23 protein-coding genes and 1 pseudogene are annotated in these 24,589 nt (G+C 72.1%); 17 read left to right on the top strand and 7 right to left on the bottom strand.

Features of this window, described 5'->3' with window-relative positions; genetic code table 11:
• Positions 1-12 precede the first annotated feature (12 nt).
• Together C1703_RS02130 and C1703_RS02125 are read left to right on the top strand one after the other, a co-directional pair.
• Positions 13-750, top strand: a complete 738-nt coding sequence (locus C1703_RS02130; protein ID WP_114250265.1) for a peptidase E — start codon at positions 13-15, stop codon at positions 748-750.
• A 173-nt stretch (positions 751-923) separates the two neighbouring features.
• The gene (locus C1703_RS02125) at positions 924-1,325 is read left to right on the top strand and encodes an SseB family protein (RefSeq protein WP_114250264.1); all 402 of its coding nucleotides are present in this window, start codon (positions 924-926) and stop codon (positions 1,323-1,325) included.
• 30 nt (positions 1,326-1,355) lie between these two features.
• On the opposite strand, the gene C1703_RS02120 is transcribed toward C1703_RS02125, so the two are convergent.
• The 5 genes from C1703_RS02120 to C1703_RS02100 form a co-directional block, all read right to left on the bottom strand.
• Complete coding sequence (locus C1703_RS02120) at positions 1,356-1,745, bottom strand: MarR family transcriptional regulator (protein ID WP_114250263.1); 390 nt, start codon at positions 1,743-1,745, stop codon at positions 1,356-1,358.
• An 83-nt stretch (positions 1,746-1,828) separates the two neighbouring features.
• Complete coding sequence (locus C1703_RS02115) at positions 1,829-2,860, bottom strand: LacI family DNA-binding transcriptional regulator (protein ID WP_114250262.1); 1,032 nt, start codon at positions 2,858-2,860, stop codon at positions 1,829-1,831.
• Positions 2,857-3,765 (bottom strand): carbohydrate ABC transporter permease, encoded by a 909-nt coding sequence (locus C1703_RS02110; RefSeq protein ID WP_114250261.1) that lies wholly within the window; start codon positions 3,763-3,765, stop codon positions 2,857-2,859. The genes C1703_RS02115 and C1703_RS02110 overlap by 4 nt, the downstream gene beginning before the upstream one ends.
• Entirely contained in the window at positions 3,762-4,688 is a 927-nt protein-coding gene (locus C1703_RS02105; RefSeq protein ID WP_114250260.1) for a sugar ABC transporter permease, read from the bottom strand. Before C1703_RS02105 ends, C1703_RS02110 begins: the two co-directional genes overlap by 4 nt.
• Positions 4,685-6,004, bottom strand: coding sequence for an extracellular solute-binding protein (locus tag C1703_RS02100; protein WP_114250259.1), 1,320 nt, complete (start codon positions 6,002-6,004; stop codon positions 4,685-4,687). The genes C1703_RS02105 and C1703_RS02100 overlap by 4 nt, the downstream gene beginning before the upstream one ends.
• 184 nt (positions 6,005-6,188) lie before the next feature.
• Between C1703_RS02100 and C1703_RS02095 the strand changes: the two genes are divergently transcribed.
• From C1703_RS02095 to C1703_RS02025, 15 genes are all read left to right on the top strand, one after another.
• Positions 6,189-8,210, top strand: a complete 2,022-nt coding sequence (locus C1703_RS02095; protein WP_114250258.1) for a beta-galactosidase — start codon at positions 6,189-6,191, stop codon at positions 8,208-8,210.
• 111 nt (positions 8,211-8,321) lie between these two features.
• A complete protein-coding gene (locus tag C1703_RS02090) occupies positions 8,322-9,881 on the top strand; it encodes an arabinogalactan endo-1,4-beta-galactosidase (protein ID WP_114250257.1) in 1,560 nt (519 codons plus the stop codon).
• Positions 9,882-10,022: 141 nt separating this feature from the next.
• Positions 10,023-10,280, top strand: a complete 258-nt coding sequence (locus tag C1703_RS02085; protein WP_114250256.1) for a winged helix-turn-helix domain-containing protein — start codon at positions 10,023-10,025, stop codon at positions 10,278-10,280.
• A gap of 48 nt (positions 10,281-10,328) precedes the next feature.
• Positions 10,329-11,288, top strand: coding sequence for an SMP-30/gluconolactonase/LRE family protein (locus C1703_RS02080; RefSeq protein WP_114250255.1), 960 nt, complete (start codon positions 10,329-10,331; stop codon positions 11,286-11,288).
• Between the two features lie 170 nt (positions 11,289-11,458).
• Positions 11,459-11,914, top strand: a complete 456-nt coding sequence (crcB, locus tag C1703_RS02075; RefSeq protein WP_114250254.1) for a fluoride efflux transporter CrcB — start codon at positions 11,459-11,461, stop codon at positions 11,912-11,914.
• On the top strand, positions 11,911-12,291 hold the full coding sequence (locus C1703_RS02070) for a DUF190 domain-containing protein (RefSeq protein ID WP_114250253.1): 381 nt from the start codon (positions 11,911-11,913) through the stop codon (positions 12,289-12,291). The genes crcB (C1703_RS02075) and C1703_RS02070 overlap by 4 nt, the downstream gene beginning before the upstream one ends.
• Entirely contained in the window at positions 12,288-12,635 is a 348-nt protein-coding gene (crcB, locus tag C1703_RS02065) for a fluoride efflux transporter CrcB (RefSeq protein ID WP_114250252.1), read from the top strand. Before C1703_RS02070 ends, crcB (C1703_RS02065) begins: the two co-directional genes overlap by 4 nt.
• 81 nt (positions 12,636-12,716) lie before the next feature.
• Entirely contained in the window at positions 12,717-13,553 is an 837-nt protein-coding gene (locus tag C1703_RS02060; protein WP_114250251.1) for an undecaprenyl-diphosphate phosphatase, read from the top strand.
• 176 nt (positions 13,554-13,729) lie between these two features.
• Positions 13,730-14,419, top strand: coding sequence for a FadR/GntR family transcriptional regulator (locus C1703_RS02055; RefSeq protein ID WP_114250250.1), 690 nt, complete (start codon positions 13,730-13,732; stop codon positions 14,417-14,419).
• Positions 14,416-15,858, top strand: coding sequence for an amino acid permease (locus tag C1703_RS02050; protein ID WP_114250249.1), 1,443 nt, complete (start codon positions 14,416-14,418; stop codon positions 15,856-15,858). Before C1703_RS02055 ends, C1703_RS02050 begins: the two co-directional genes overlap by 4 nt.
• A gap of 29 nt (positions 15,859-15,887) precedes the next feature.
• Positions 15,888-16,904, top strand: coding sequence for an asparaginase (locus C1703_RS02045; protein WP_114257244.1), 1,017 nt, complete (start codon positions 15,888-15,890; stop codon positions 16,902-16,904).
• A 123-nt stretch (positions 16,905-17,027) separates the two neighbouring features.
• The gene (aspA, locus tag C1703_RS02040) at positions 17,028-18,440 is read left to right on the top strand and encodes an aspartate ammonia-lyase (protein WP_114250248.1); all 1,413 of its coding nucleotides are present in this window, start codon (positions 17,028-17,030) and stop codon (positions 18,438-18,440) included.
• A 43-nt stretch (positions 18,441-18,483) separates the two neighbouring features.
• Positions 18,484-19,407 carry a glutaminase gene (locus C1703_RS02035; protein WP_114250247.1) on the top strand — a complete coding sequence of 308 codons (924 nt, stop codon included), beginning with the start codon at positions 18,484-18,486 and terminating at the stop codon, positions 19,405-19,407.
• 181 nt (positions 19,408-19,588) lie between these two features.
• Positions 19,589-20,983 (top strand): polyprenol phosphomannose-dependent alpha 1,6 mannosyltransferase MptB, encoded by a 1,395-nt coding sequence (mptB, locus tag C1703_RS02030; protein WP_114250246.1) that lies wholly within the window; start codon positions 19,589-19,591, stop codon positions 20,981-20,983.
• Positions 20,980-22,365 carry a glycosyltransferase 87 family protein gene (locus C1703_RS02025; protein ID WP_114250245.1) on the top strand — a complete coding sequence of 462 codons (1,386 nt, stop codon included), beginning with the start codon at positions 20,980-20,982 and terminating at the stop codon, positions 22,363-22,365. Before mptB ends, C1703_RS02025 begins: the two co-directional genes overlap by 4 nt.
• A gap of 11 nt (positions 22,366-22,376) precedes the next feature.
• Here C1703_RS02025 and C1703_RS39515 read toward each other — a convergent pair.
• A pseudogene (locus tag C1703_RS39515) lies at positions 22,377-23,261 on the bottom strand (serine hydrolase); the annotation flags it as partial.
• Between the two features lie 137 nt (positions 23,262-23,398).
• On the bottom strand, positions 23,399-24,541 hold the full coding sequence (rho, locus tag C1703_RS02015; RefSeq protein ID WP_114250243.1) for a transcription termination factor Rho: 1,143 nt from the start codon (positions 24,539-24,541) through the stop codon (positions 23,399-23,401).
• Positions 24,542-24,589 lie beyond the last annotated feature (48 nt).

The following is a 24,589-nucleotide window of genomic DNA, read 5'->3' as shown; positions in this document are numbered from 1 at the left end:
AAGGCAACGCCCGTGGCCGTCGAACACCCGCAGCGCCTCGCCCTCCTCGGCGGCGGCTTCTCCACCGACGACGACGGGCTGCTGGACGACTGGGTGCTGTCCCGGGCACGCGCGCCCCGGCCCGCGGTCTGCTTCGTGCCGACGGCGAGCGGAGACGCGCCGGCCTACGTCGACCGCTTCCGCACGGTGTTCGCGGCGCGTCCCGACTGTGAGCCTTCCGTCCTGCACCTGTTCCGCCGGGAGCTGGACGACGACGCCCTGCGCTCCTTCCTGCTCGCCCAGGACGTCGTGTACGTGGGCGGCGGCAACACGGCCAACCTCCTCGCCGTATGGCGCGCCCACGGGGTGGACCGGCTGCTCCGGGAGGCCTGCGACCGTGGCACGCTGCTGTGCGGCATCAGCGCCGGCGCCAACTGCTGGGCCGAGGGCTCGCACACCGACTCCTTCGGCCCGCTGACGCACCTCTCCGACGGCCTCGGGCTGCTGCCCGGCTCCGTCTGCCCGCACTACGACAGCGAACCGGGCCGCCGGCCCTCCTACCGTGCGGCCGTGGCGGCGGGGAAGCTGCCGGCCGGCTGGGCCGTGGAGGACGGGGCCGGAGCCCTCTTCACGGGCGGCGCGCTGTCGGAGAGCGTCACCCGCGTGAGAGGAGCCGGCGTGTACCGCGTGGAACCGGACGGGGCCGGGGGAGCGAGGGAGGACGCCCTGTCCTGCCGGTTCCTCGGGGCTTCCCCGGCGCTGCCCCGGTAGGTGCCGGCAGGGCGTCCCCGCACCCGCCCCCTCCGGAGCCTTGGCCACGGCCTCGCGAAACCCGGAGATCCACAGGATTGCGCCGGTGTCGATCGGGTACGCGAGCAGGACCGCGTCCGGGGCGGATCTTGCCCCGGGCAGGCCGCACGACCGCCGCTACCAGGGAATCTGCCATGGAGACACCCGCGAACGACCCCACGCCCACGCCCGCCCAGCGGGCTCTGGACGTCCTCGCCGAGAACACGGAGGACGCGGCGGCTCTGGACGCGCTCGCCAACAGCGACGTGCTCATCCCCGTGCCCGACGACGCGAACGACGCCGACGCCGCCAACCCCTCGGCGGTGGCCCTGCCGGTGCTGGAGCAGCCGGGCGGCGATCCGGTGGTGCCGGTGTTCACCTCCGAGACGGAGATGGCCGGGCTGCTGCCGTTCGTGTCCCGCTACCGTCTGGTACCGCTCGGCGCGCTCGCCGCGCAGTGGCCGGCCGACGACCTGTCGCTCACCATCGACGGCAGCTCCGAGCACCGCCTGACGCTCACCTCGGAGGGAGTGCGCACCCTGCTGGCACGCCCGTAGGGCGCCCGGCCCCGTCCGGGCCCGGGCGGTCTACTCGCCCAGGGTCCGGGCCAGCGCGGCCCGCTGCAGCGGCAGCACCTCGGCGTGCAGGTCACGGCCCCTGGGCGTCAGGGCCACCCACACCCCGCGCCGGTCCTCCGCACACACCGAGCGGGTCACCAGCCCGTCCTTCTCCAGCCGGGCGATCAACCGCGACAGCGCGCTCTGGCTGAGGTGCACCCGCCCCACCAGGTTCTGCACCCGGCACTGCTCGCCCTCCTCGGGCGCCGCGGTCGCGAGGATGTCCAGGACCTCGAAATCGGACGCGCCGAGGCCGTGCGGATGCAGCGCCCGGTCGATCTCGCACATCGTGCGCGCGTGCGCCGACAGAATGTCCCGCCACCGTTCCTCGAGCCGCGCACCAGCCGTTTTCGCTGCCATATCTGCACGGTAACACCGGCCACGGGGTTCCATGAGTGTGCATGCAGTGCCCGCGGCGGCAGGCCCGCCCGGACCCGCCGCCCCTACGTCGACTCCCGCTTCACCAGCTCCGTCGGCAGGATCACCGCCGCCGGGTCCTCGCCCCCGATCTGCGCCAGCAGCACCCGCACCATCTCGGCGCTGATGCGGTCCCAGGGCTGCCGGATGGTCGTGAGCTCGGGGCGGGAGTCGAGCGCGGCCGGGGAGTCGTCGAAGCCGCCGACCGCGACGTCCTGCGGCACGCGCCGCCCGGCCCGCTGGAGCGCCGCCAGCACCCCCTGCGCCATCAGGTCGGAGGCGACGAACACCGCGTCCATGTCCGGGGCCTGCGCCAGCAGGCGCTCGGCGCCCGCCTCACCGCTGGCCCGGCTGTAGTCGCCGGAGACGACGAGCCGCTCGTCGAACTCCAGGCCCGCCTCCGCGAGCACCTCCTTGTAGCCGGCGAGCCGCTCGACACCGCCGGGCGTGTCCAGCGGACCGGTCACCATGCCCACCCGGCGCCGCCCGAGCGACAGCAGGTGGCGCACCATGTCCCGGGCGCCGTCGCGGTCGTCGGCGGCCACGTAACTCACCTTCGAGCCCAGCCCGATCGGCTTGCCGCACGCGACCAGCGGCACACCGGCCCCGCGCAACTGCTCGGCGACCGGGTCGCCGGAGTGGCTGGAGACCAGCAGCACCCCGTCCACGTGCCCGGCGGTGATGTACCGCGTGATGCGCCGCCGTTCGTCCTCCGTGCCCGCCAGCATCAGCAGCAGCGGGATGTCGTGCGCGGCGAGCGCCTGGGTGCAGCCGCGCAGCAGGACGTTGAAGTTCGGGTCCTCGAAGAACCGCTCCTGCGGCTCGGTGAGCAGGAAGCCGATCGAGTCGGACCGCCCGGTGATCAGGGAGCGGGCGTGCCGGTTGACGACGTAGCCCGTCTTGCGGATCGCCGCGTTGACCGCCTCCTGGGCGGCCGGGCTGACGTAGTGGCCGCCGTTGAGGACGCGCGAGACGGTGCCGCGCGAGACTCCCGCCTCGCGCGCCACGTCGTGGATCGTGGGCGGCCTGCGCCTGCCCCCCGCAGCGTTCATGGTCATGACTTTACGGCTCCGGAGAGCAGATCCAGACTCCAGAACCGCTGGATGACCAGGAAGAGGGCGATCAGCGGCAGCACCGCGAGGAACGCGCCCGTGATCACCAGGGTGTACAGCGCCGGGGTGTTGGCGCCCTGCTCCAGCAACGTGAACAGGCCGAGGGTGATGGGGAACTTCTCGTCGTCGCTGAGCATGATGTACGGCAGCAGGAAGTTGTTCCAGATCGCCACGAACTGGAAGAGGAACACCGTCACCATGCCGGGGATCATCATCGGCAGCGCGATCCGCGTGAAGATCCGCCACTCGCTCGCCCCGTCCATGCGCCCGGCCTCGATCACGTCGGCGGGCACCGCGGCGGCGGCGTAGATCCGCGCGAGGTAGACGCCGTACGGGAAGAGGATCTGTGGCAGCAGCACCGACAGGTAGGAGTCGGTGAGGTCGGCCTTCGCCAGCAGCAGGTACTGCGGAACGGCCAGGATCACCGGCGGCATCAGCACACCCGCGAGCAGCACGTTGAAGATCGTCTCGCGGCCGCGGAAGCGGTAGGTCGCCAGCGCGTACCCGCTGATCGCCGAGACGCACGTCGACAGCAGCGCGCCGAGCCCGGCGTAGAGCGCGGAGTTGACCATCCACTCCCAGTAGACGCCGTCGCGGTAGGCGCTCAGGTCCTTGACGTTGTCGACGAAACCCGTGCCGGGCAGGAAGGTGAAGGTGGAGAACAGCTCACTGCCGGACTTGGTGGCGGCGATGACCACCCAGGCCACCGGCAGCAGGCAGTAGATCGCGCCCAGGAGCAGGGTGACCGTGGGGATCAGGGCGATCCGGCGGCGCAGCGGCGGGCGGTCCTGGGCGGTGCCGGGGGTGCTGCCCGCCACCGGCTCGGCCTGGGGGACGGCAAGGGAACTCATCGAGCTGCCTCCTGCTTCTGACGACGGTTCGCGGCTCGCAGGAAGCCGAAGGACAGCAGGAGCGTGGCGAAGGCGATGATCACGGCCTGCGCGGCGGCCCCGTGGATGTCACCCTCGCCGAAGGCGTCCCGGTACACCTTCATCAGCGGACTCCACGTCGTGGACACCGAGTTGGTGAGCGGCTTGAGGGTGGTGGGCTCGTTGAACACCTGCACCGTGGCGATGATCGAGAAGAAGAACGTCAGCACCAGCGACGGAGCCACCATCGGGATCTTGATCCGCAGGGCGATCTGCAGCGGGGTGGCGCCGTCCAGCTTCGCCGCCTCGTACACCTCGGCGGGGATCGTCTGGAGCGAGGTGTAGATGACGATCATGTTGAAGCCGGTGCCGCCCCACACGGCGATGTTCGACAGGGCCAGGTAGAGCGGCCCGCCGTCCAGCAGGTCCGGCTGCGGCAGCCCCAGCCGGTCGAGCACGAAGTAGAAGGGGCTCACGTCCGGCAGGTACAGGAAGCCCCACAGCAGGGCCGCCACGACACCGGGGATGGCGTACGGCAGGAAGATCGCGAGCCGGGTGAAGGGGGCGAGCCGCACCTTCTCGGAGTCCAGCATCAGCGCGAACAGCAGGGCCAGGCCCAGCATCACCGGGACGACGATGCAGCCGTAGCCCAGCACCCGCAGGGTGCCGTTCACCAGCTCGCTGTCGGAGAGGGCGTCGGTGTAGTTCTCCAGGCCGGCCCAGACCTCCTTGCGGGCGCCGGAGCCCAGGCCCAGGCCGGAGACCTTCACCTTGCGGAGGCTGAGCCAGACCGCGTAGCCGATGGGCAGCGCGAAGAACAGGGCGAACAGGATCGCCGCGGGGAGGAGGAAGGCGTACGGGGCTCCCTTGACCCCGTACGACTGCCGGCGTGCCGTGCTTTTCACTCCGCGACCTCGAAGCCCTGCTTCTTCATGTCGGCGACCGTGTCGGCCTGCATCTTCTTCAGCGCGGCACCGAAGTCCGACTTGTTCTTGGCGGCGGCGCCGAAGGCGTCCTTGAAGGTGGTGTAGGCGACGTTGACGTTCGGACCCCAGGCCGAGGGCGCGGTGGTCTCGGCGATGTCGGCGGCCTTGGCGTAGAAGTCGGCCTGGTTGGAGAAGTAGGCCGGCGGCTTGAGGAAGGCGCCGCTGGTCTGGGCGTTCGTGGCGGCCGGGTAGATGCCGCTCTCCTTGGCCAGCGCGTTGAGGGCGTCGCCGTCGGTGTTCAGCCAGGCGGCGAACTTCGCGGCGGCCTGCTGGTGCTTGGAGTCGGTGGTGACGGCGGTGGAGGAGCCGCCCCAGCTGCCGGTGCGGTTCTCGCTCGCGGACCACTGGGGGAGCGGGGCCATCGCCCACTTGCCCTTGGTCTCGGGAGCCGCCGTGGTCAGCGTGCCCGGCGCCCACACGGCGCTGACCCAGGCGATCTGCTTGCCGGTGTTGAGCGCCTTGTTCCAGGCCGGGGTGTACATCGGCTGGTTGTCGATGGCGCCCTCCTCGACCAGGTCGCCCCAGAACTTCGCGACCTTCTGCGTGGCCGCGTCGTCGATGGAGACCTTCCACTGGTCGCCGGAGGTCGTCCACCACTTCGCGCCGGCCTGCTGGGCGAGGCCCGCGAAGAGACCGGAGTCGTTGGCGGAGAAGGTCGTGAGGTCCTTGTCCGGAGCCTTCTCCTTCAGCTCACGGGCGGTCTCGGCGAACTCGTCCCAGGTCGTCGGCACCGTCAGGCCGTACTCCTTGAACAGGTCCTCGCGGTAGTAGAACATCATCGGCCCGATGTCCTGCGGGACGGCGTACACGGCGTCCGTGCCGAGCGTGGTCTGCTGCCACACCCCGTCGGCGAACCTGTCCTTCGCCCCGTCCACGTGCTTCGAGATGTCCGCGAGGGCGTCGTTGCTGACCAGCGTGGGCAGCGCCTGGTACTCGGCCTGCACCAGGTCGGGGGCCTTGCCCGCCTTGTGCGCGGTGAGGATCTTGGTGACCAGGGTGTCACCGGAGGCCTGCTTCTTCACCGTGACGGTGATCTGGTCCTTCTTGCCCGGCCCCTTGTTCCACAGGTCCACGACCTTGTCCATGCCGGGCGTCCAGGTCCAGTACGTCAGCGAGACCGGACCCGACTCGGTCTCGCTGTCCCCGGACCCCGAGCCGCAGGCGGCGAGGGTGGTGGCGCCGAGCGTGAGGGCGACGGCGGATGTCACGAGGCGGCGGCGCTTCGCGTACGGCATGGATCTCTCCCCTGACCTGGGGTCCCCGCCTGCTGCGAGGACCTGCCATGCTTCTGTGAGCGTTCACAGTAGAGAAACATCCCGGACACTTGTCAATGGTTGTTGCTGTGCGGTTATGTTGGGCTCCGCACTGCCTCGCTGTGTGTGTACGTTCCCAATTGATCGATCGACCGGGAGACCATCCATGCCGGAGACCACCCCCACGGGCCTCACCAGGCTCGCCTTCGGTGGGGACTACAACCCCGAGCAGTGGCCGGAAAGCGTCTGGCAGGAGGACGTCCGGCTGATGCGGGAGGCCGGCGTCACGCTGGTGAGCGTCGGAATCTTCTCCTGGGCGCTGCTGGAGCCCTCACCCGGCGTGTACGACTTCGGCTGGCTCGACCGGCTGCTCGACCTGCTGCACGAGAACGGCATCCGCGTCGACCTCGGCACCCCCACGGTGTGCCCGCCGGTGTGGTTCTACCGCGCCCACCCCGAGGCCCTGCCCGTGACGGCCGACGGCGTGCGCCACGAGTTCGGCTCCCGCGCGGCGATCTGCCACAGCAACGCCGACTACCGCACGGCCGCGGCCGGCATCACCACGAAACTGGCCGAGCGCTACGGCGACCACCCGGCCCTGGCCCTGTGGCACGTGCACAACGAGTACGGCGTCCCCGTCTCGGCCTGCTACTGCGACGGGTGCGCCGCGCACTTCCGCCGCTGGCTGGCGACCACGTACGGCACGGTCGACGCCGTCAACGAGGCCTGGGGCACCGCCTTCTGGGGCCAGCGCTACGCGGACCTCGACCAGATCAACCCGCCCCGCCGCACACCGACGGCCGTCAACCCGAGCCAGGCGCTGGACTACAAGCGGTTCGCCGACGCCACCATGCGCGAGAACTTCCGTATGGAGCGGGACATCCTGCACCGTCTCGCGCCGGGCGTCCCCGTCACCACCAACTTCATGACGGCGCTGAGCCAGTGCGACTCCGTCGACTACTGGGCCTGGGGCCGCGAGGTCGACCTCGTCACCAACGACCACTACCTGATCACCGACGGCCGCCGCACCCACGTCAACCTCGCCATGGCCGCCGACCTCACCCGCTCCGTCGCGGGCGGCGCCCCCTGGCTGCTGCTGGAGCACTCCACCTCCGGCGTCAACTGGCAGCGCCGCAACCCCGCCAAGGCCCCCGGTCAGATGGCCCGCAACTCCCTCACCCACGTGGCCCGCGGCTCCGAGGGCGCCCTGTTCTTCCAGTGGCGCCAGTCCCGGCGCGGCGCCGAGAAGTTCCACTCGGCGATGCTCCCGCACGGCGGCACCGACACCCGCGTGTGGCGCGAGGTCGTCGAACTCGGCGCGTCCCTCGACACCTTGAGCGAGATCCGCGGTACCCGCACCGAGGCCGACGTGGCCGTGGTCTGGGACTGGCACTCCTGGTGGGCGCAGAACCTCGAGTGGCGCCCCAGCGAGGACCACGACGCCCGCGAGCGCGCCGACGCCTTCTACGAGGCCCTCTACGACCGCCACCTCACCGTCGACTTCGCCCACCCGGAAGCCGACGTGTCGAGGTATCCCCTTGTCGTCGTACCGGCGCTGTACCTGATGACCGAGACGGCCGGGCGCAACCTGAAGGCGTACGTCGAGAGCGGCGGCACCCTGGTCGTCTCGTACTTCTCCGGCATCGTCGACGAGCACGACGCCGTCCACGAGGGCGCCTACCCAGGCGCCCTGCGGGACGTCCTCGGCCTCACGGTCGAGGAGTTCTCCCCGCTGCTGCCCGGCGAACGGGTGCGGGTCACCGGCCCCGAGGGCACCGAGCTGGACGCCGACGTGTGGACGGAGTTCGTCGTGCCCCGCGGCGCCGAGACCGTCCTGACGTACGCCGACGGCCTGGCCGCCGGCCGGCCCGCCGTCACCCGGCACCGACTCGGCGACGGCACCGCCTGGTACGTCTCCACCCGGCTCGGCGCCGACGGCCTCGACACACTGCTCGGCATGGCGGGCGAGGACGCCCGGCTCGCCCCCCGCGCCGACCTGCCCCGGGACGTCGAAGTGGTCCGCCGCGCCGGCGAGTCGGGCACCTACCTCTTCGCCGTCAACCACACCGGCTCGGACGCCAAGGTGCCGCTGGAGGCGCCCGGCACCGAGCTGCTGACCGGCGAACGCGCCGCGGGCCGCCTGGCGGTCCCGGCCGGAGCCGTCCGGGTCGTCCGGCTCGACGGCTGAACCGACTCCCTCCGCCCGCGCGAGCCACGAGCCGCGGGCGGAGGGGCTCTTCCGCCCCGGCTGCGGGCGGGAGGCACCCCCAACCCCACGTCGAAGGGACGACGGACGACGATGTTCCATCCCAGACGCACCCTCCGGGCCCTGCTGCTCCCGCTCGCCGCCGGGCTCGCCCTCACCGCCCTGCCCGCCACCACCGCCCACGCCGCGAGCACGCTGACCAACGGCGGCTTCGAGGCCGACGGTGCCGGCGCGGCCACACCGGGCGGCTGGTCCGAGTACGGCGACACCGGCGCCTCGTTCACCGAGACCGGCGGCCACTCCGGGAGCTACCGCCTGAGCCACTGGGCCTCCACCGCCTACAAGGTCGAGACGTACCAGTACCTGTCGGGACTCACCAACGGGAACTACAAGCTCACCGCCTGGGTGCGCTCCGGCGGCGGGCAGAAGTCCGCCTACATAGCGCTGAAGAACTGCGGCGGCGCCGAGCAGCGCACCGACCTGCCGGTCTCGTCCAGTGGGTGGATCCGGATCGTCGTGCCGGTCAATGTGACCAACAACCAGTGCACGATCAGCGTCAACAGTGACGCGAACGCGGGCAACTGGATCAACGTTGACGACCTGACCTTCGCATCGGGCACGTCCGGTACGTCGATCAAGGGCGCCGACGTCTCGTCCCTGGCCAAGAGCGAGGCCAAGGGCGGCGTCTACCGCAACAGCTCCGGCACGGCCGGCGACGCCCTCGCGATCCTCAAGTCGTCAGGCATGAACTACGCCCGCCTCAAGGTGTGGGTGAACCCGGCCGACGGCTACAACAACAAGGCCCGTGTCCTGGCCACGGCCAAGCGCGTCAAGGCACAGGGCATGAAGCTGCTGGTCGACTTCCACTACTCGGACTTCTGGGCCGACCCGGGCCGCCAGGACAAGCCAGCCGCCTGGGCCGGACACTCGTACAGTCAACTCAAGACGGACGTGTACAACCACACGTACGACGTGTTGAACGCCTTGAAGGCGCAGGGCACCACCGCCGACATGGTCCAGGTCGGCAACGAGATCAACGGCGGCATGCTGTGGAACGAGGGATCCACCTCCAACTGGACGCAACTGGCCGGCCTGCTCAACTCCGGCTACGACGCCGTCAAGGCGGTCAACTCCTCCACCACCGTCGCCCTGCACCTCGCCGAGGGCGGCGACCTGGCCGGCACCCGCTGGTGGTTCGACAGCGCCCGCACCAACGGCGTGAAGTTCGACGCCATCGGCCTGTCGTTCTACGGCTACTGGCACGGCACCCTGGCCGAGTTCCAGACGACCCTCGACGACGCGGCCTCCCGCTACGGCAAGCCGGTCTTCGTCGCGGAGACCGCCTACCCGTTCCGCCTCGACAGTGAGGACTCCCACGAGAACATCATCGACACCAGTGACGAGCTGGTCTCCGGCTACCCGGCGAGCGTGTCCGGCCAGACCCGGTGGATGAACGACATGATGAGCATCGTGGAGGCCGTCCCGAACGGCCGCGGCCTCGGCATCTTCTACTGGGAGGCGACCTGGACCGCGGTGAACGGCAACGGCTGGGACCCGACCGACGCCTCCTCCGGCAACGCCTGGGAGAACCAGGCGCTGTTCGGCTACGACGACCGGGCCCTGTCATCGATGTCCTGGTTCCGCCACCGCTGACCCGCCCCTGGTCGAACTCCTTTGTGGCGTACGGCAGTTCCGTATCGGTCAACGACACGGAACTGCCGTACGCGGCGGCTTCGACTGCGCCACAGTGGGAAGACGCGGTGAGAGGACGAAGCCGCGAGGCAGGGGCACGACATGCTGAGGACTCCCACGGACGAGACGCGCCTGCGCATCCTGGCCTGGCTGAAGGAACCCGGCCCCGCCGCCGACGGGGTCACCGCGGACGCCGTCGCCGAACGGTTCACGCTGCCGCGCCCGGTCGCGATCACCCACCTCCGGCTGCTCGAAGCCACCGGCATGGTGCGCACCAGCCGGTCCGCCGGCCGCGTGCGCTACCACCGCGACGAGATGCGGATCGCCGAGGTCGCCCGGATGTTTGAGAAGGGCTGGTAGGCGACCCGGTACGGCGGAATCTCCCCCACGGTGAAGGACACGCGCGCAATGGACCGTCCCACGGCACTCGTCCCACGCCACTACGTCGCGGTGGGCCACGGCCCCGAGGACGTGGTCGCCGACCCGCACGGACGCGTGCTGACCGGCCTGGCGGACGGCCGCATCCTGCGGCTGGACGGCCTGGCCGATCCGGTCACCGCCCGTGCCGAGCCGGTCGCCGAGACCGGCGGCAGGCCGCTCGGCCTCGAACTCCTCCCGGACGGCGACCTGTTGGTCTGCGACGCCGAACGCGGACTGCTGCGCGTCGACACCGGCGACGGCACGGTCCGCGTCCTCGCCGACTCGGTGGCGGGGGAGCGGCTGCGGTTCTGCAGCAACGCGGTCGCCCTCTCCGACGGCAGCGTCTACTTCACCGTCTCCAGCCGCCACCACCCCCTGGAGCACTGGATCGGCGACATCGTCGAGCACACCGGCTCGGGACGGCTGCTGCGCCTGGCCCCCGGCGCCGACACCCCCGAGGTGGTGCTCGACGGTCTGCAGTTCGCCAACGGGCTCGCCGCCGGCGCGGACGAGTCCTTCCTCGTCGTCGCCGAGACCGGCGCCCGCCGGCTCACCCGTCTCCGGCTCACCGGGCCGGGGGCCGGACGGAGCGAGCCCTTCGCCGAGAACCTGCCGGGCATGCCCGACAATCTCTGGCGCGGCGGCCCCGACGGACCGGTCTGGGTCGCGCTGGCCGGGCCCCGCGTCCCGCCCCTCGACCTGCTCCACCGCACCGGCCCCGCGGTCCGTCGCGCCGCCGCCCGCGTGGCCGTCCGCGCCCCGTTCCGCCCCACCGGCACGATCGCCGTCATGGCCTTCGACGACGAGGGCCGCGTCGTCCACCACCTCGCCCGCGGCCACTCCGGCTACCGCATGGTGACCAGCGTCTGCGAGGCGGGCGGCCACCTCGTCCTGGGCAGCCTGTGGGAGCCGGGCGTGGCGGTCTGCGAGCCGCCCTCCCCGACATGACCCCGGTCCGCCCCGGGGGTTAACCTGAACGCCTGGCCGCGACGACGCTCGCGGCGCGGCGGTGGGGCCCGCCGTACCCGAACCGCGGCAAGGACGCCGCCAACGGTCCCTACTTGCGACGGCACGCGCCCGCACGATCCCGGGCGCCGGCGAGTAGGAGACGCACCACCATGACCACCCCCGAGAGCCTCCGCGTTCCGGACTCCCCTCCGCGTCCGCCCTTCTGGCACGCCCAGGGGCCCGTCGTCACGGTCGTGGCGCTCGGCGGGGGAGTGGGGGCCGCGGCCCGCTACGCGGCGTCCCTGTGGTGGCCCCCGCACCCGGGCGGCTTCCCCTGGACGACCCTCGGGGTCAACGTCGTCGGCTGCGCCGTGATCGGCGTCTTCATGGTGGTCATCACCGAGTTCAGGGCCGCGCACCGCCTGGTGCGCCCGTTCTTCGGCACCGGCGTCCTCGGGGGTTTCACCACCTTCTCGACCTACGCCGTCGACATCCAGAAGCTGGCCGGCGGCGGCCACGTCCGCACCGGCCTGACCTACCTCGCCGCGACCCCGCTCGCGGCGCTCACGGCGGTGTGGCTCGCGGCCTGGTCGACCCGTCGCGTCCTGAAGTGGAGGCAGCCATGACACGGCTGACCGGCAGGGCCCTGCGCCTGACCGTCCTCGTCGGTGAGAACGACACCTGGCACCACAAGCCGCTCTCCTCGGAGATCGTCCACCGGGCCCACGCGGCGGGCCTCGCGGGCGCCAGCGTCTTCCGGGGCGTCGAGGGCTTCGGCGCCTCCTCCCTGATCCACACCTCACGGCTGCTGTCGCTGAGCGAGGACCTGCCGGTCGCCGTCGTGATCGTCGACACCGAGCCGCGCGTCCGGGCGTTCCTCCCGCAGCTCGACGAGCTGGTGACCGAGGGGCTGGTGACCCTCGACGAGTGCGAGGTCATCAGGTACACCGGCCGGGACGACGATCCCGGCAAAACGGGCAGGAAGGGTAAGAAGTCGTTGTGAACTGGCTGCTGGTCGTCGGCGGCGCGATGGTCGGCGCCCCGCTCCGCTACCTCACCGACCGGGCGGTCCAGTCCCGGCACGACCCGGTCTTCCCCTGGGGCACCTTCACGGTGAACGTCACCGGCTGCCTGGTCCTCGGGCTGCTCACCGGCGCCGCCACCCAGGTCCAGCTGCTGCTCGGCACCGGCCTGTGCGGGGCCCTGACGACGTACTCGACGTTCTCCTACGAGACGCTGCGGCTGGCGGAGACCGGGGCACGTCTCCAGGCCGCCCTCAACATCGCGGTCAGCGTGACGGCCGGTCTGGCCGCGGCCTTCGCGGGGGCGGCGCTGGCGGGTAGGTGAGACGCGTCCATGAAATCCGTTCTCGTCCGGGTGTAGTAAGACGGTCCCCTCCGCTCCAACCCCCGAGCAGAACTGGATCCCATGAGCGTCATCAGCGTCGGTCAGGCCGTCGTCCTCGGAGCCGTCGAGGGGGTGACCGAGTTCCTGCCCGTCTCCTCCACCGGCCATCTGAAGATCGCCGAGGGGCTCATGGGCATCCCGGTCGACGACAGCGCCGTGGTCGGGTTCTCGGCCGTCATCCAGGTCGGCGCGATCGCCGCGGTGCTCGTGTACTTCTTCAAGGACATCGTGCGGATCGTCTCGGCCTGGGGGCGCGGCCTGCGCCACCGCGAGGAGCGCTACCACCACGACTACAAGTTCGCCTGGTGGGTCATCTGCGCGACGATCCCCATCGTGGCCGTGGGACTCGCCGCCAAGCCGCTCATCGAGGGCCCGCTCGCCTCGCTGTGGGTGGTGGCCGGCTCCCTGATCGTCGGCAGCGGCGTGATGTGGGCGGCGGACCAGATGGGCCGGCACAAGCGCGGCGAGGACGACACCTCCTTCAAGGACGCCATGCTCGTCGGCAGCTCCCAGATCCTCGCCTTGCTCTTCCCCGGCTTCTCCCGCTCCGGCGCCACGATGTCCACGGCGCTCATCCTCGACCTCGACCGGGTCGCCGCCACCCGGCTCTCCTTCTTCCTCGGCATCCCCGCGCTCACCGGTGCCGGCCTCTACGAGCTCAAGGACGCCCTGGGCACGGGGGTGGGCGCCGCCCCGCTCGCCGTGGGCACGGCCGTCTCGTTCGTCGTGGCGTACGCCTCCATCGCCTGGCTGCTGAAGTTCGTCGCCAAGCACTCCTTCAACGCCTTCGTGATCTACCGGATCGTGGTGGGAGTGCTGCTGTTCGGGCTGCTCGGAGCGGGTGTGCTGCACAGCTGAGCGGTCTGCCGGGAGGCGCCGCCGGCTGTCCGCGGCGCCCTCGTGGCCCGTCGCGCGGTTCCCCGCTCCCCTTGGGGGCGACCCCTTGACAGGCGCCTCCCGTCGCCCGGAGTATCTCTCCCGTGAACCTGTCAGACAGCCGGACAGCCGGACAGCCCGTGCGGCGCGTCAGTGCCATGGAAGCGGTGCTGGCGCACCTGCGCGGTGCCATCGAACGGGGCGAGTACGCCATCGGCGACAAGCTCCCCTCCGAGGCGGAGCTGTGCCGCACCCTGGAGGTCTCCCGGCCCGTGCTGCGCGAGGCGCTGCGGGCCCTGCAGACCATGGGCCTGACCGTCTCCAGGACCGGCAAGGGCACCTTCGTCGTCGCCAGCACCGTCGAGGACCCCACCTTCGGCGACTACGCGGCCAGCGACCTGCTGGAAGTGCGCCGCCACGTCGAGATCCCGGTCGCCGGGTACGCGGCGCGGCGCCGCACCCCGGAGAACCTCGACCACCTGTCCCACCTGCTGGACCGGATGGAGCGGGAGACGGACACCACCGCGTGGGTCGCGATGGACACGCTGTTCCACCTCGCCGTGGCCGAGGCCGCACAGAACCCGGTGTTCCGCCGGGTCATCGAGGAGATCCGGGACGCGCTGGCCCGCCAGTCGGCCTTCCTCAACGAGCTCGGCGGCCGCCGCGAGCAGTCCAACCGCGAGCACCGGGCGATCGTCGAGGCCCTGATCGACGGTTCCGAGAACGACGCGGTGGAGGCCATGGCCCACCATCTCGACCGCGTCGAGACGACCCTCACCGACATCGTGCGCTCCCCGCGCGCGGACACCAGCACGGAAACCCCCATGGAAGGCGGACCCGAGGCGTGAGTGAGCAGTCCCTGCACGACGGCGTGCAGAAACGTTCCGGCCATGTCGACGCCGGAGACGCGGGCTACAGCAAGTCCCTGAAGTCCCGGCACGTCAACATGATCGCCATCGGCGGAGCCATCGGCACCGGCCTCTTCCTCGGCGCCGGCGGCCGCCTCGCCGACGCCGGCCCCTCCCTCTTCATCGCCTACGCGGTCTGCGGCCTGTTCGCCTTCCTCGTCGTGCGCGCACTCGGCGAACTCGTGCTCTACCGCCCCTCCTCCGGCGCCTTCGTGTCCTACGCCCGCGAGTTCATGGGGGAGAAGGGCGCCTACACCGCCGGCTGGATGTACTTCCTCAACTGGGCGACCACCGGCATCGCCGACATCACCGCGGTGGCCACCTACACCCACTACTGGGGCATGTTCTCCGACATCCCGCAGTGGGTGATCGCGCTGATCGCGCTGGCGGTCGTGCTCACCGTGAACCTGATCTCGGTGAAGATCTTCGGCGAGCTGGAGTTCTGGTTCGCGATCATCAAGGTCGGCGCGCTCGTCGTCTTCATGTGCATCGGCATCTTCCTGCTGGTCACCCAGCACCCCGTCGACGGCCACAGCCCCGGCCCGGCCCTGATCAGTGACAACGGCGGCGTCTTCCCGCACGGCCTGCTGCCCATGCTGCTGATCATCCAGGGCGTCGTCTTCGCCTACGCCTCCGTCGAGCTGGTCGGCGTCGCGGCCGGCGAGACCGAGAACCCCGAGAAGATCATGCCCAAGGCGATCAACTCGATCATGTGGCGCGTCGGCCTGTTCTACGTCGGCTCGGTCGTCCTGCTGTCGATGCTGCTGCCCTGGAACAAGTACACGGCCGGCGAGAGCCCCTTCGTCACGGTCCTGTCCAACATCGGCGTCCCGGCAGCGGGCGGCGTGATGAACCTCGTCGTCCTCACCGCCGCGATGTCCTCCCTCAACTCCGGCCTGTACTCCACCGGCCGCATCCTGCGCTCCATGGCCATGGCCGGATCCGCGCCCAGGTTCACCTCCGTGATGAGCCGCAGCCAGGTCCCCTACGGCGGCATCCTGCTCACCAGTGGCGTCTGCGTGCTGGGCGTCGGCCTCAACTTCGTCGTGCCCGCCGAGGCGTTCGAGATCGTGCTGAACTTCGCCGCGATCGGCATCCTCGCCACCTGGGGCATGATCATGATCTGTCACCTCCTCTTCTGGCAGAAGACCCAGAAGGGCGAGCTCTCCCGCCCCGGCTACCGACTGCCGGGCTCCCCCTGGACCGAGATCGTGACGCTGGCGTTCCTCGCCTCCGTCCTGGTCCTCATGTACGCCGACGGCGGCGCGGGACGCACCACCGTGCTGTGCCTGCCGCTGATCGTCGGGGCCCTGGTCGCCGGGTGGTTCGCCATCCGCGGCCGAATCGCCCGCAAGTCCACGACCGGAGCCGACGCGTGACCGACGCGCCGCTCCAGAAGCAGGCAGTGATGTACAGCAGTTCCCTCGCGGACGCACCCCTGGTCCGTGAACCCGTCCACGCCCCCGTCGCCCACCTCATACGCGGCGGAATCGTCGAAGGCATCCACTACGGCTCCGTCGTCGTCCTCGGCGCCGAGGGAGAGGTCCAGCTCCAGATCGGAGACATCGAGGCCGCCTTCTACCCGCGCTCCGCGCTCAAGCCCGTCCAGGCCGTGGCCATGGCCCGGGCCGGGCTCCCGCTCCACGGCGAGCTGCTGTCCCTGACCGCGGCCAGCCACTCCGGCGAGGAACGCCACCTCGCCGGCACCCGGCGCATCCTCGAACTCGCCGGACTCACCGAGGACCACCTGCGCAACGTCCCCGACCTGCCGTTCGACCCGGTCGTCCGGGACGCCTGGGTGCGCGAGAACCGGCTGCCCTCCCGGCTCGCCCAGAACTGCTCCGGCAAGCACGCGGCCATGCTCTACACCTGCACCCTCAACGGCTGGCCGCTGGAGAACTACCTCGACCCGGCCCACCCCCTCCAGCAGGCGATCGCCGAGATCGTCGAGGACCTGACCGGGCAGCGCATCGCCGGCGTGACCGTCGACGGCTGCGGCGCGCCCCTGTTCTCCATCTCCCTGCACGGCCTCGCCCGCGCCGCCGCCCGCATCACCACCGCCGCGCCGGGCACGCCCGAGGCCCGGGTCGCCGACGCGATGCGCGAGCACGCCGAGATGGCGTCCGGCTCCGGCCGGGACGTGGCCGCGCTGATGCGGGCCGTGCCGGGGCTGCTCACCAAGGACGGGTTCGAGGGCGTGCAGGTCGCCGCGCTGCCGGACGGGCGGGCCGTCGCGGTGAAGATCGCGGACGGGGCGAACCGGGCGCGGGTGCCGGTGGCTGCCGCCGCGTTGGCCCGGGCGGGCGTGGACCCGGAGCTGCTCACCGAGTTCGCGGGCGAGCCGCTGCTCGGGGGCGGGCGGGAGGTCGGGCGGGTGCGGCCCGTTCGCTCGCTGGAGCCGGTCGCCGGTGCCGCCCACGCCTGACGACGTGCCGCGTTCTCCCGTCCGGCGGCTGCGGGCCGCATGTGGCCGGTCGCGCAGTTCCCCGCGCCCCTGAAGGGCGCGCACCCACCCTCAGTTCCACGCAGAAAGAGGCCCCTCACCGTCATGACCGTCGCCACCCGCTCCGAACACGACCTGCTCGGTGACCGTGACGTTCCCGCCGACGCCTACTGGGGTGTGCACACCCTGAGGGCCACGGAGAACTTTCCGATCACGGGTATGCCCATCTCCGCCTATCCGCACCTGATCGACGCCCTGGCGGCCGTCAAGGAGGCCGCCGCCCTCGCCAACGAGGAACTCGGGCTGCTCGATCCGAAGAAGGCCGCCGCCATCGTCGCGGCCTGCCGGGAGATCCGCGACGGCAAGCTGCACGACCAGTTCGTCGTCGACGTCGTCCAGGGCGGGGCGGGCACCTCCACCAACATGAACGCCAACGAGGTCGTGGCGAACCGGGCGCTGGAACTGCTGGGCCACGCCAAGGGCGAGTACCGGCACCTGCACCCCAACGAGGACGTCAACCTCGGCCAGTCCACCAACGACGTCTACCCGACCGCCGTCAAGATCGCGACGGTGTTCGCGGTCCGCGGGTTGCTCACCGCGATGTCCGTGCTCCAGGACGCGTTCGCCCGGAAGGCCGTCGAGTTCCGTGACGTGCTCAAGATGGGCCGTACACAGTTGCAGGACGCGGTGCCGATGACGCTCGGTCAGGAGTTCTCCGCGTACGCGGTCATGCTGGACGAGGACCGGTCCCGCCTTGCCGAGGCCGTCGAGTTGATCCATGAGATCAACCTCGGCGCCACGGCCATCGGCACCGGCCTCAACGCCCCCGCCGGCTACGCCGAGTCGGCCCGCCGCCACCTCGCGGCCATCACCGGCCTGCCCCTCGTGACGGCGGCCAACCTGGTCGAGGCGACCCAGGACTGCGGCGCCTTCGTCCAGATGTCCGGCGTGCTCAAGCGCATCGCCGTCAAGCTCTCCAAGAGCTGCAACGACCTGCGGCTGCTGTCCTCCGGTCCGCGGGCCGGCCTGGGCGAGATCAACCTGCCGCCCGTACAGGCGGGTTCGTCCATCATGCCCGGCAAGGTCAACCCGGTGATCCCGGAGGTCGTCAACCAGGTCGCCTTCGAGGTGATCGGCAACGACGTCACCATCACCATGGCCGCCGAGGCCGGACAGCTCCAGCTGAACGCGTTCGAGCCGATCATCCTGCACTCCCTGTCGGAGTCGATCACGCACCTGCGCGCCGCCTGCCTCACGCTCGCCGAGCGCTGCGTCTCCGGCATCACCGCCAACACCGAGGCCCTGCGCGCGACGGTCGAGAACTCCATCGGCCTGGTCACCGCCCTCAACCCGCACATCGGCTACACGGCCGCCACCGACATCGCCAAGGAGGCCCTCGCCACCGGCCGGGGCGTGGCCGAACTCGTCCTGGAGAAGGGCCTGCTCCCCGCCGAGACCCTCGCCGGTCTCCTGCGCCCCGAGGTCCTGGCGGGCAGCGGCCCGGCCCCGGCGGCCTGACGTACGCGCGCACCGGGACCGGCACGGAGGGACAATCGGGATCATGACGTCGTCGACGAGCTTCCAGCCGGTCCTGGAGCGCATCGCGGAGGAGATCGAGCGGACGCCCGGCCGCGGCCGGCCCGCCGACTACATCCCGGCGCTCGCGGCCTGCGACCCGCGCAGCTTCGGCATGGCCGTCGCCGAACCCGACGGCACCGTGTACGGGGTGGGGGACTGGCGGCAGCCGTTCTCCGCCCAGTCCATCACCAAGGTCTTCACCCTCGCCCTGGACCTCGCCCGCGAGGGCGACGCCCTGTGGGAACACGTCGGCCGCGAGCCCTCCGGCAACCCCTTCAACTCCCTGGTCCAGCTGGAGTACGAGAACGGCATCCCGCGCAACCCGTTCATCAACGCGGGCGCCCTCGTCGTCACCGACCGGCTGCACACCCGGACCGGCGACGCGTCGGGGGAACTGCTGGGATTCCTGCGCGCGGAGAGCGGCAACCCGGAGCTGACCTTCGACAAGGAGGTCGCCGCCTCCGAGTCCGCCCACGGCGACAGGAACGCCGCGCTCGGCCACTTCATGGCGTCGTACGGCAACATCGACAATCCGGTGCCGGTCCTGCTCGACCAGTACTTCCGCCAGTGCTCCGTCACGGCGTCCTGCGCCGACCTCGCCCTCGCCACGACCTTCCTCGCCCGGCACGGCATACGCGCCGACGGCACCCGCCTCCTCACCCGCAGCCAGGCCAAGCAGATCAACGCGATCATGCTGACCTGCGGCACGTACGACGCGGCAGGGGACTTCGCCTACCGCGTGGGCCTGCCCGGCAAGAGCGGGGTGGGCGGCGGCATCATCGCGGTCGTCCCGGGCCGCTGCACGCTGTGCGTGTGGAGCCCGGGCCTGGACGAACGGGGCAACTCGGTGGCCGGAGTGGCGGCCCTGGACAGATTCACGACGCTGACGGGTCTCTCGGTGTTCTGAACGCCCCAAGGGGCGCGGCGAACCGCGCGACCGGCCACGACGCGCCCGCACCCCGCGTACCACCGCACCCGGCACACGGCACGCAGCCTGATCACCGGCCGGTCACACCTCTGCCTCCCCCCGGAGGGCACCGCGTCAACTCCCCGCCACCCCACGTTGACACTCTGCCCGAGTGTTGGCCATGGCTTTCCCCGTCGATCTCCGCCGCTGCCAGATACTCGGTCTGGCCGGCACCGCCTGCCTCGCGCTGGGCGGTGAGACGGCCGGAGCGCTCCCCGTACGGGACCTCCTCCACCCGGCCTCCGCTCGCGCCGCCCTCGGACTGGTCGGCGTCTACTTCGGCGTCGTCCTGCTGATCGCGGCCTGGGCGCTGCTCGGCCGGCTGGTGCGCGGCCCGCGGCCACCCGCTCCCCGCGCCCTGCTGCTCGTCCTCGCCGTCTGGGCCGCGCCGCTGCTGCTGGCCCCGCCGCTGTTCAGCCGGGACGTCTACAGCTACCTCGCCCAGGGGGCGATGGTCGAGGCGCACATGGACGTGTACGCGCACGGGCCGTCCCGGCTCGGCGGCCCGCTCGCCGACGAGGTCGCCCCGCTGTGGCGGCACACCGGCGCCCCGTACGGCCCGGTGTTCCTCGCCGTCGCGGCGGCCCTGTCCGGACTGACCCGCGGTGAACTGCCCGCCGGACTCCTCGGGATGCGGCTCGTCGCGCTCGCCGGCGTCGGACTCATGGCGGCCGCGCTGCCCCGCCTCGCCCGGCACAGCGGCGCCGACCCCTCCGCCGCCCTGTGGCTGGGCGCCCTCAACCCGCTCGTCCTGCTGCACCTGGTCGCGGGCGCCCACAACGACGCCGTCATGCTGGGCCTGCTGGGCGTCGGTCTGGTGGCGGCGCTCGGCCGGTGGCCGGTCCTCGGCGCCGTCCTCGTCACGCTGGCCGCCCTGGTCAAGGCGCCCGCCGCCCTCGGACTGGCCGCCGTCGTCGTCCTCCAGGTCCGCGCGGGCCGCAGCCCGGCGAAGGCCCTCGTGACCACCACCGTCGCGGCCGCCGGGACGACCGTCGCCGCCACGGCCGCGGCCGGCACCGGCTACGGCTGGATCAGCGCCCTCAACACCCCCGTGTCACCCCAGAACTGGGCCCTGACCACCCTGCTCGGCCGCGCCACCCGCGCCCTGCTGGAACACCTCGGCAGCGACCTCGCGCCGCTCGCGGTCCCCGCCTGGCACGCGCTGGGCATCCTCGCGGCCGTGGTCGCGATCGCGCTGATCTGGCTGCGGCTGCGCCCACGGCCGGTGTACGCCCTGGGCCTGAGCCTCGCGGCGGTGGCCGCCCTCGGCCCGGCGATCCGCCCCTGGTACGCCCTGTGGGGCCTGTTCCTCATCGCCGCCGCCGCGCCCAGCACCTCCGTACGCCACCGCATGGCCGCCGTGACCGGCGTGCTCGCGCTGTGCGTCCTGCCCAGCGGCGGGCCCGCGGACACCGGCCAACTCGTGCTGGCCGTCTCCGGCGGCGCCCTCGCGGTCGTCGTGCTGTGGCAGGCCCACCAGGCGGAACTCGCCCCGGCCCTGGGACGCGCGGCATGACCCCGGCCCTGCCGCGCACCGACCGGGGACGGCTGCTGCTGGTGCTCGGCCTCGCCACGGCGGTGACCGTCTTCACCGCGACCGTCCCCCTGCTGCGCGACTGGTTCGACCTGCGCGTCTACTACGGCAGCATCGACACCTGGGTCCACCACGGCGGCCGGATCTACGACTACCGCGTGCCGGGCACGACCTACGGCTTCACCTATCCGCCGTTCGCCGCGGTCGCCATGCTGCCGATGGCCCTGCTGGACCTGCGGACCGCGATCGCCGCCGCCCTGCTGCTCAACCTGGCGGCCCTCGCCGTGGTCCTGCGCCTGCTCGCCGGGCCGGACCGGCATCGCCTCGGCTGGTACGGCTGGGCCCTGACCGCCTGCCTGCTCGCCCTGTTCGAGCCGCTCCGCGACACCTTCAGCTTCGGCCAGGTGAACCTGCTGCTCCTCGCCCTCGTCCTCACCGACGCGACGCTGCTCGCCACCGGGCGCGCACGTCTGGCCGGCGTCGGCATCGGGCTCGCCGCCGCGATCAAGCTCACTCCGGCGCTGTTCATCGGACTGCTGCTGGTGGCCGGACGCCGCCGCGCGGCGGCGGTCGCCACGGCCGTCGCCCTCGGGGCCACCGCCCTCGCCGCCTGGGTGGACCCGGACGCCTCGCGCTTCTACTGGACCGAGGCGCTGTGGGACACCGACCGCGTGGGACGCCTCGGCTATGTCTCGAACCAGTCGGTGCAGGGCATCCTGGCCCGGCTGGGCGAACCGGACCGGGCCGTGTGGGCGGTGGCGGTCCTGCTGATCCTCGGCGTGTGGGCCCTGCGAACCCGCCGGGCGGCCCTGGCGGGGGACTGGACGGCCGCGTTCGCCCTGACCGGGCTCGCCGCCTGCCTCGTCAGCCCGATCACCTGGGTCCACCATCTGGTGTGGCTGCTGCCGTCCTTCGCCGTCCTGCTCCGCACGGGGCACCTCCGGATCGCGGGGGCCCTGTACGCCGTGCTGTGCACCAGCGTGGTGTGGCTGTGGTTCGACGACGCGTCCGGCGTCGACGGGTTCCTGGGCAGCAACACCTACGCCTGGATCACCCTGGGCCTGCTGCTGTGGCTGCCGGCCGGTCAGCTCCGCCCGGGCCGGCGGACCGGAAGCCGCAGCACCAGCACCACGACCGACGCACCCAGCCCGGCCGCACCCGCGATCAGCCCCGCCTCCGTCCAGACGGACCCGGGCTCCTCGGGGACGGCCGCGGCGACCGCGGGCGGCGTCGTCGTCTCCGGCCGCTCGGGAGGGCGCGACGCCGCGAGCGAGCCCACCGCCTCGACCCGCCCGGCCGACCTGAACCCCCAGTCGAGCAGGGAGCGGGCCTCCTCGTACACGGCCGAGCCGCCGCCCTCCTGAGGGTTCATCACCGTCACGACCAGGGTGCGCCCGTCCCGGCGCGCCGCCGCGACGAGCGTGCTGCCCGCCTTGCTGGTGTAGCCGTTCTTGATGCCGATCAGCCCCGGGTACGGCTCCACGCCCCGGGCGCCGCTCAGCAGCCGGTTGGTGTTGCGGATCGGGTACGACCAGCCGCCGCCGCCCGGGAACCTGGCCTCGACCGTGGCGCAGTACCGGGCGAAGTCGGGGTTGCGCAGCCCCACGGCGCCGAAGACGGCCAGGTCGAAGGCCGACGACACCTGGCCCGGGGCGTCGTAGCCGTCCGGTGACACCACGCGGGTGTCGAGGGCGCCCAGCGACCGGGCCTTGGCCTGCATCCGCTCGGCGGTGGCCCGCCAGCCGCCGTTGAGTTCGGCCAGGACGCGCACGGCGTCGTTGCCCGAGTTGAGGAAGACCCCGCGCCACAGGTCGGCGACCCGGTACGTACGGCCCTCGGCGACTCCGACCAGGCTGCTGCCCGCGCCGATGCCCCGGAGTTCCTCCGCGCGGACCGTGTGCCGGATGCCCGCGGGCAGTGACGGCAGCACCGTGAGGGCGAACAGGGTCTTCAGGGTGCTGGCCGGGGGCAGCCTGCGGTGCGCGTCGCGGGCGGCGAGCACCTCGCCGGTGCGGGCGTCGGCGACCAGCCAGGACAGGGCGGAGACCGCCGGGACGCGGGGCGCCCCGGCGCGCGGGCGGACCTGGACGCCGGGGCGGTGCAGCAGCGAGGGGTGCGGGGCCGCCGCCCTGGGCCGGGTCGGGGCACTGGGCTCCGCCCCGCCGGGGTCGGCCGCAGCGGCGGGCACCAGGGCCAGGAGGCCCGCCGCGCAGAGCGCACCGGCTGAGACGACAGCCCGGGAAGAGAATCCGATGATCATATGATCAACGTAGAAACGGTTGTGCTCCGTACGGCGACGACCGGGCCGCAGACGCCGCGCGAGCACCCGGATGCCGCACGGACGGCCTCGCACTCGGCTGGATCCGCCAGGGCGGCAGGGCCGTTCGGGTGCGTCCGTCAGTCCGCGGGCAGTGTCGGCTGGATGCGCCGCAGGAACGTCGCGTTGTCCGGTGTCTCGCGCATCCGTTCCAGGAGGGTCTCCAGACCGTCCTGCCCGTCCCGGCCCTGCAGCACGCGCCGCAGGCCGTGCATGGCGGCCAACTCGCCTCGCGTCAGCAGGAGTTCCTCGCGCCGGGTGCCGGAGGGTGTGATGTCGACGGCGGGGAACAGGCGGCGGGAGGCCGGTTCGCGGCTCAGGCGGAGCTCCATGTTGCCGGTGCTCTTCAGCTCCTCGAAGTAGAAGTCGTCGGCCCGGGAGCCGGTCTCCACCAGGGCGGTGGCGAGGATGGTGAGGGAACCGCCCTCCTCGGCGGACCGGGCGGCGCCGAAGAACCGCTTGGGGCCGGTCAGCGCGGACGAGTCGACGCCTCCGGTGAGGATGCGGCCCCCGGAAGCGGCCGCGTTGTTGTGTGCCCGGCACAGCCGGGTCAGCGAGTCGAGGAGCAGGACGACGTCCTCGCCGGCCTCGACGCGCCGCTTGGCCCGCTCGATCACGAGGTCGGCGAGCGCGATGTGCTGCTTGGCGCTGCGGTCGAAGGTCGAGGCGTACACCTCGCCCCGCACACAGCGCAGCATGTCGGTGACCTCCTCGGGCCGCTCGTCGAGCAGCAGCATCATCAGCCGGCACTCGGGGTGGTTGCCGGTGACGGCCGCCGCGAGCTGCTGGAGGAGGACGGTCTTGCCGGTCTTGGGCGGGGCCACGAGGAGCCCGCGCTGGCCCTTGCCGAGCGGCGCGATCAGGTCGACGACCCGCCCGGCGAGCCCGGCGGCCGGGTGCTCCAGGCGCAGCCGCTCGTGCGGGTGCAGCGGCGTCAGGTCCTGGAAGTGCCGGCGGCCGCGCAGGTCCGCGGACGCACGGCCGTCGACCCGTGCGACGTCGGAGAGGCCGCGCCGGTCGCCGAGGTGGCCCTCGACGAGGTCGCCCTTGCGCAGGCCGTGACGGCGGATCAGGGCGGGGGAGACGGCCGGGTCGGCGGGCGTGGGCAGACCGTCCTCGGCGCGCAGGTGCCCCTTCCCGCCCGGGTCGATGTCGAGGACGCCGAGGGCGGTCCGGGGCTCGGTGTGCTGCTGGACGGGCGGGGTGTCGAGTGTGGTGGTCATGGTGGGGTGTCCTTTCACGGACGGCAGGCGTGGGACATGCGAAGGGAA

It is taken from the genome of Streptomyces sp. Go-475, assembly GCF_003330845.1.
Classification (GTDB): Bacteria; Actinomycetota; Actinomycetes; order Streptomycetales; family Streptomycetaceae; genus Streptomyces.
The sequence above is the reverse complement of the archived record's forward strand: the minus strand, read 5'-3'. Positions and strand labels throughout refer to the sequence as shown.

Bases quoted from the DNA above. Each gene is read 5' to 3' on its own strand.
- C1703_RS02060 (WP_114250251.1), top strand. From the start codon at position 12,717: ATGAGCGTCATCAGCGTCGGTCAGGCCGTCGTCCTCGGAGCCGTCGAG.
- mptB (WP_114250246.1), top strand. From the start codon at position 19,589: ATGGCTTTCCCCGTCGATCTCCGCCGCTGCCAGATACTCGGTCTGGCC.
- C1703_RS02055 (WP_114250250.1), top strand. From the start codon at position 13,730: ATGGAAGCGGTGCTGGCGCACCTGCGCGGTGCCATCGAACGGGGCGAG.
- C1703_RS02110 (WP_114250261.1), bottom strand. From the start codon at position 3,765: ATGAGTTCCCTTGCCGTCCCCCAGGCCGAGCCGGTGGCGGGCAGCACC.
- rho (WP_114250243.1), bottom strand. From the start codon at position 24,541: ATGACCACCACACTCGACACCCCGCCCGTCCAGCAGCACACCGAGCCC.
- C1703_RS02080 (WP_114250255.1), top strand. From the start codon at position 10,329: ATGGACCGTCCCACGGCACTCGTCCCACGCCACTACGTCGCGGTGGGC.
- crcB (WP_114250254.1), top strand. From the start codon at position 11,459: ATGACCACCCCCGAGAGCCTCCGCGTTCCGGACTCCCCTCCGCGTCCG.
- C1703_RS02025 (WP_114250245.1), top strand. From the start codon at position 20,980: ATGACCCCGGCCCTGCCGCGCACCGACCGGGGACGGCTGCTGCTGGTG.
- C1703_RS02100 (WP_114250259.1), bottom strand. From the start codon at position 6,004: ATGCCGTACGCGAAGCGCCGCCGCCTCGTGACATCCGCCGTCGCCCTC.
- C1703_RS02095 (WP_114250258.1), top strand. From the start codon at position 6,189: ATGCCGGAGACCACCCCCACGGGCCTCACCAGGCTCGCCTTCGGTGGG.
- C1703_RS02125 (WP_114250264.1), top strand. From the start codon at position 924: ATGGAGACACCCGCGAACGACCCCACGCCCACGCCCGCCCAGCGGGCT.
- C1703_RS02090 (WP_114250257.1), top strand. From the start codon at position 8,322: ATGTTCCATCCCAGACGCACCCTCCGGGCCCTGCTGCTCCCGCTCGCC.
- aspA (WP_114250248.1), top strand. From the start codon at position 17,028: ATGACCGTCGCCACCCGCTCCGAACACGACCTGCTCGGTGACCGTGAC.
- C1703_RS02120 (WP_114250263.1), bottom strand. From the start codon at position 1,745: ATGGCAGCGAAAACGGCTGGTGCGCGGCTCGAGGAACGGTGGCGGGAC.
- C1703_RS02035 (WP_114250247.1), top strand. From the start codon at position 18,484: ATGACGTCGTCGACGAGCTTCCAGCCGGTCCTGGAGCGCATCGCGGAG.
- C1703_RS02085 (WP_114250256.1), top strand. From the start codon at position 10,023: ATGCTGAGGACTCCCACGGACGAGACGCGCCTGCGCATCCTGGCCTGG.
- C1703_RS02045 (WP_114257244.1), top strand. From the start codon at position 15,888: ATGTACAGCAGTTCCCTCGCGGACGCACCCCTGGTCCGTGAACCCGTC.
- C1703_RS02115 (WP_114250262.1), bottom strand. From the start codon at position 2,860: ATGACCATGAACGCTGCGGGGGGCAGGCGCAGGCCGCCCACGATCCAC.
- C1703_RS02070 (WP_114250253.1), top strand. From the start codon at position 11,911: ATGACACGGCTGACCGGCAGGGCCCTGCGCCTGACCGTCCTCGTCGGT.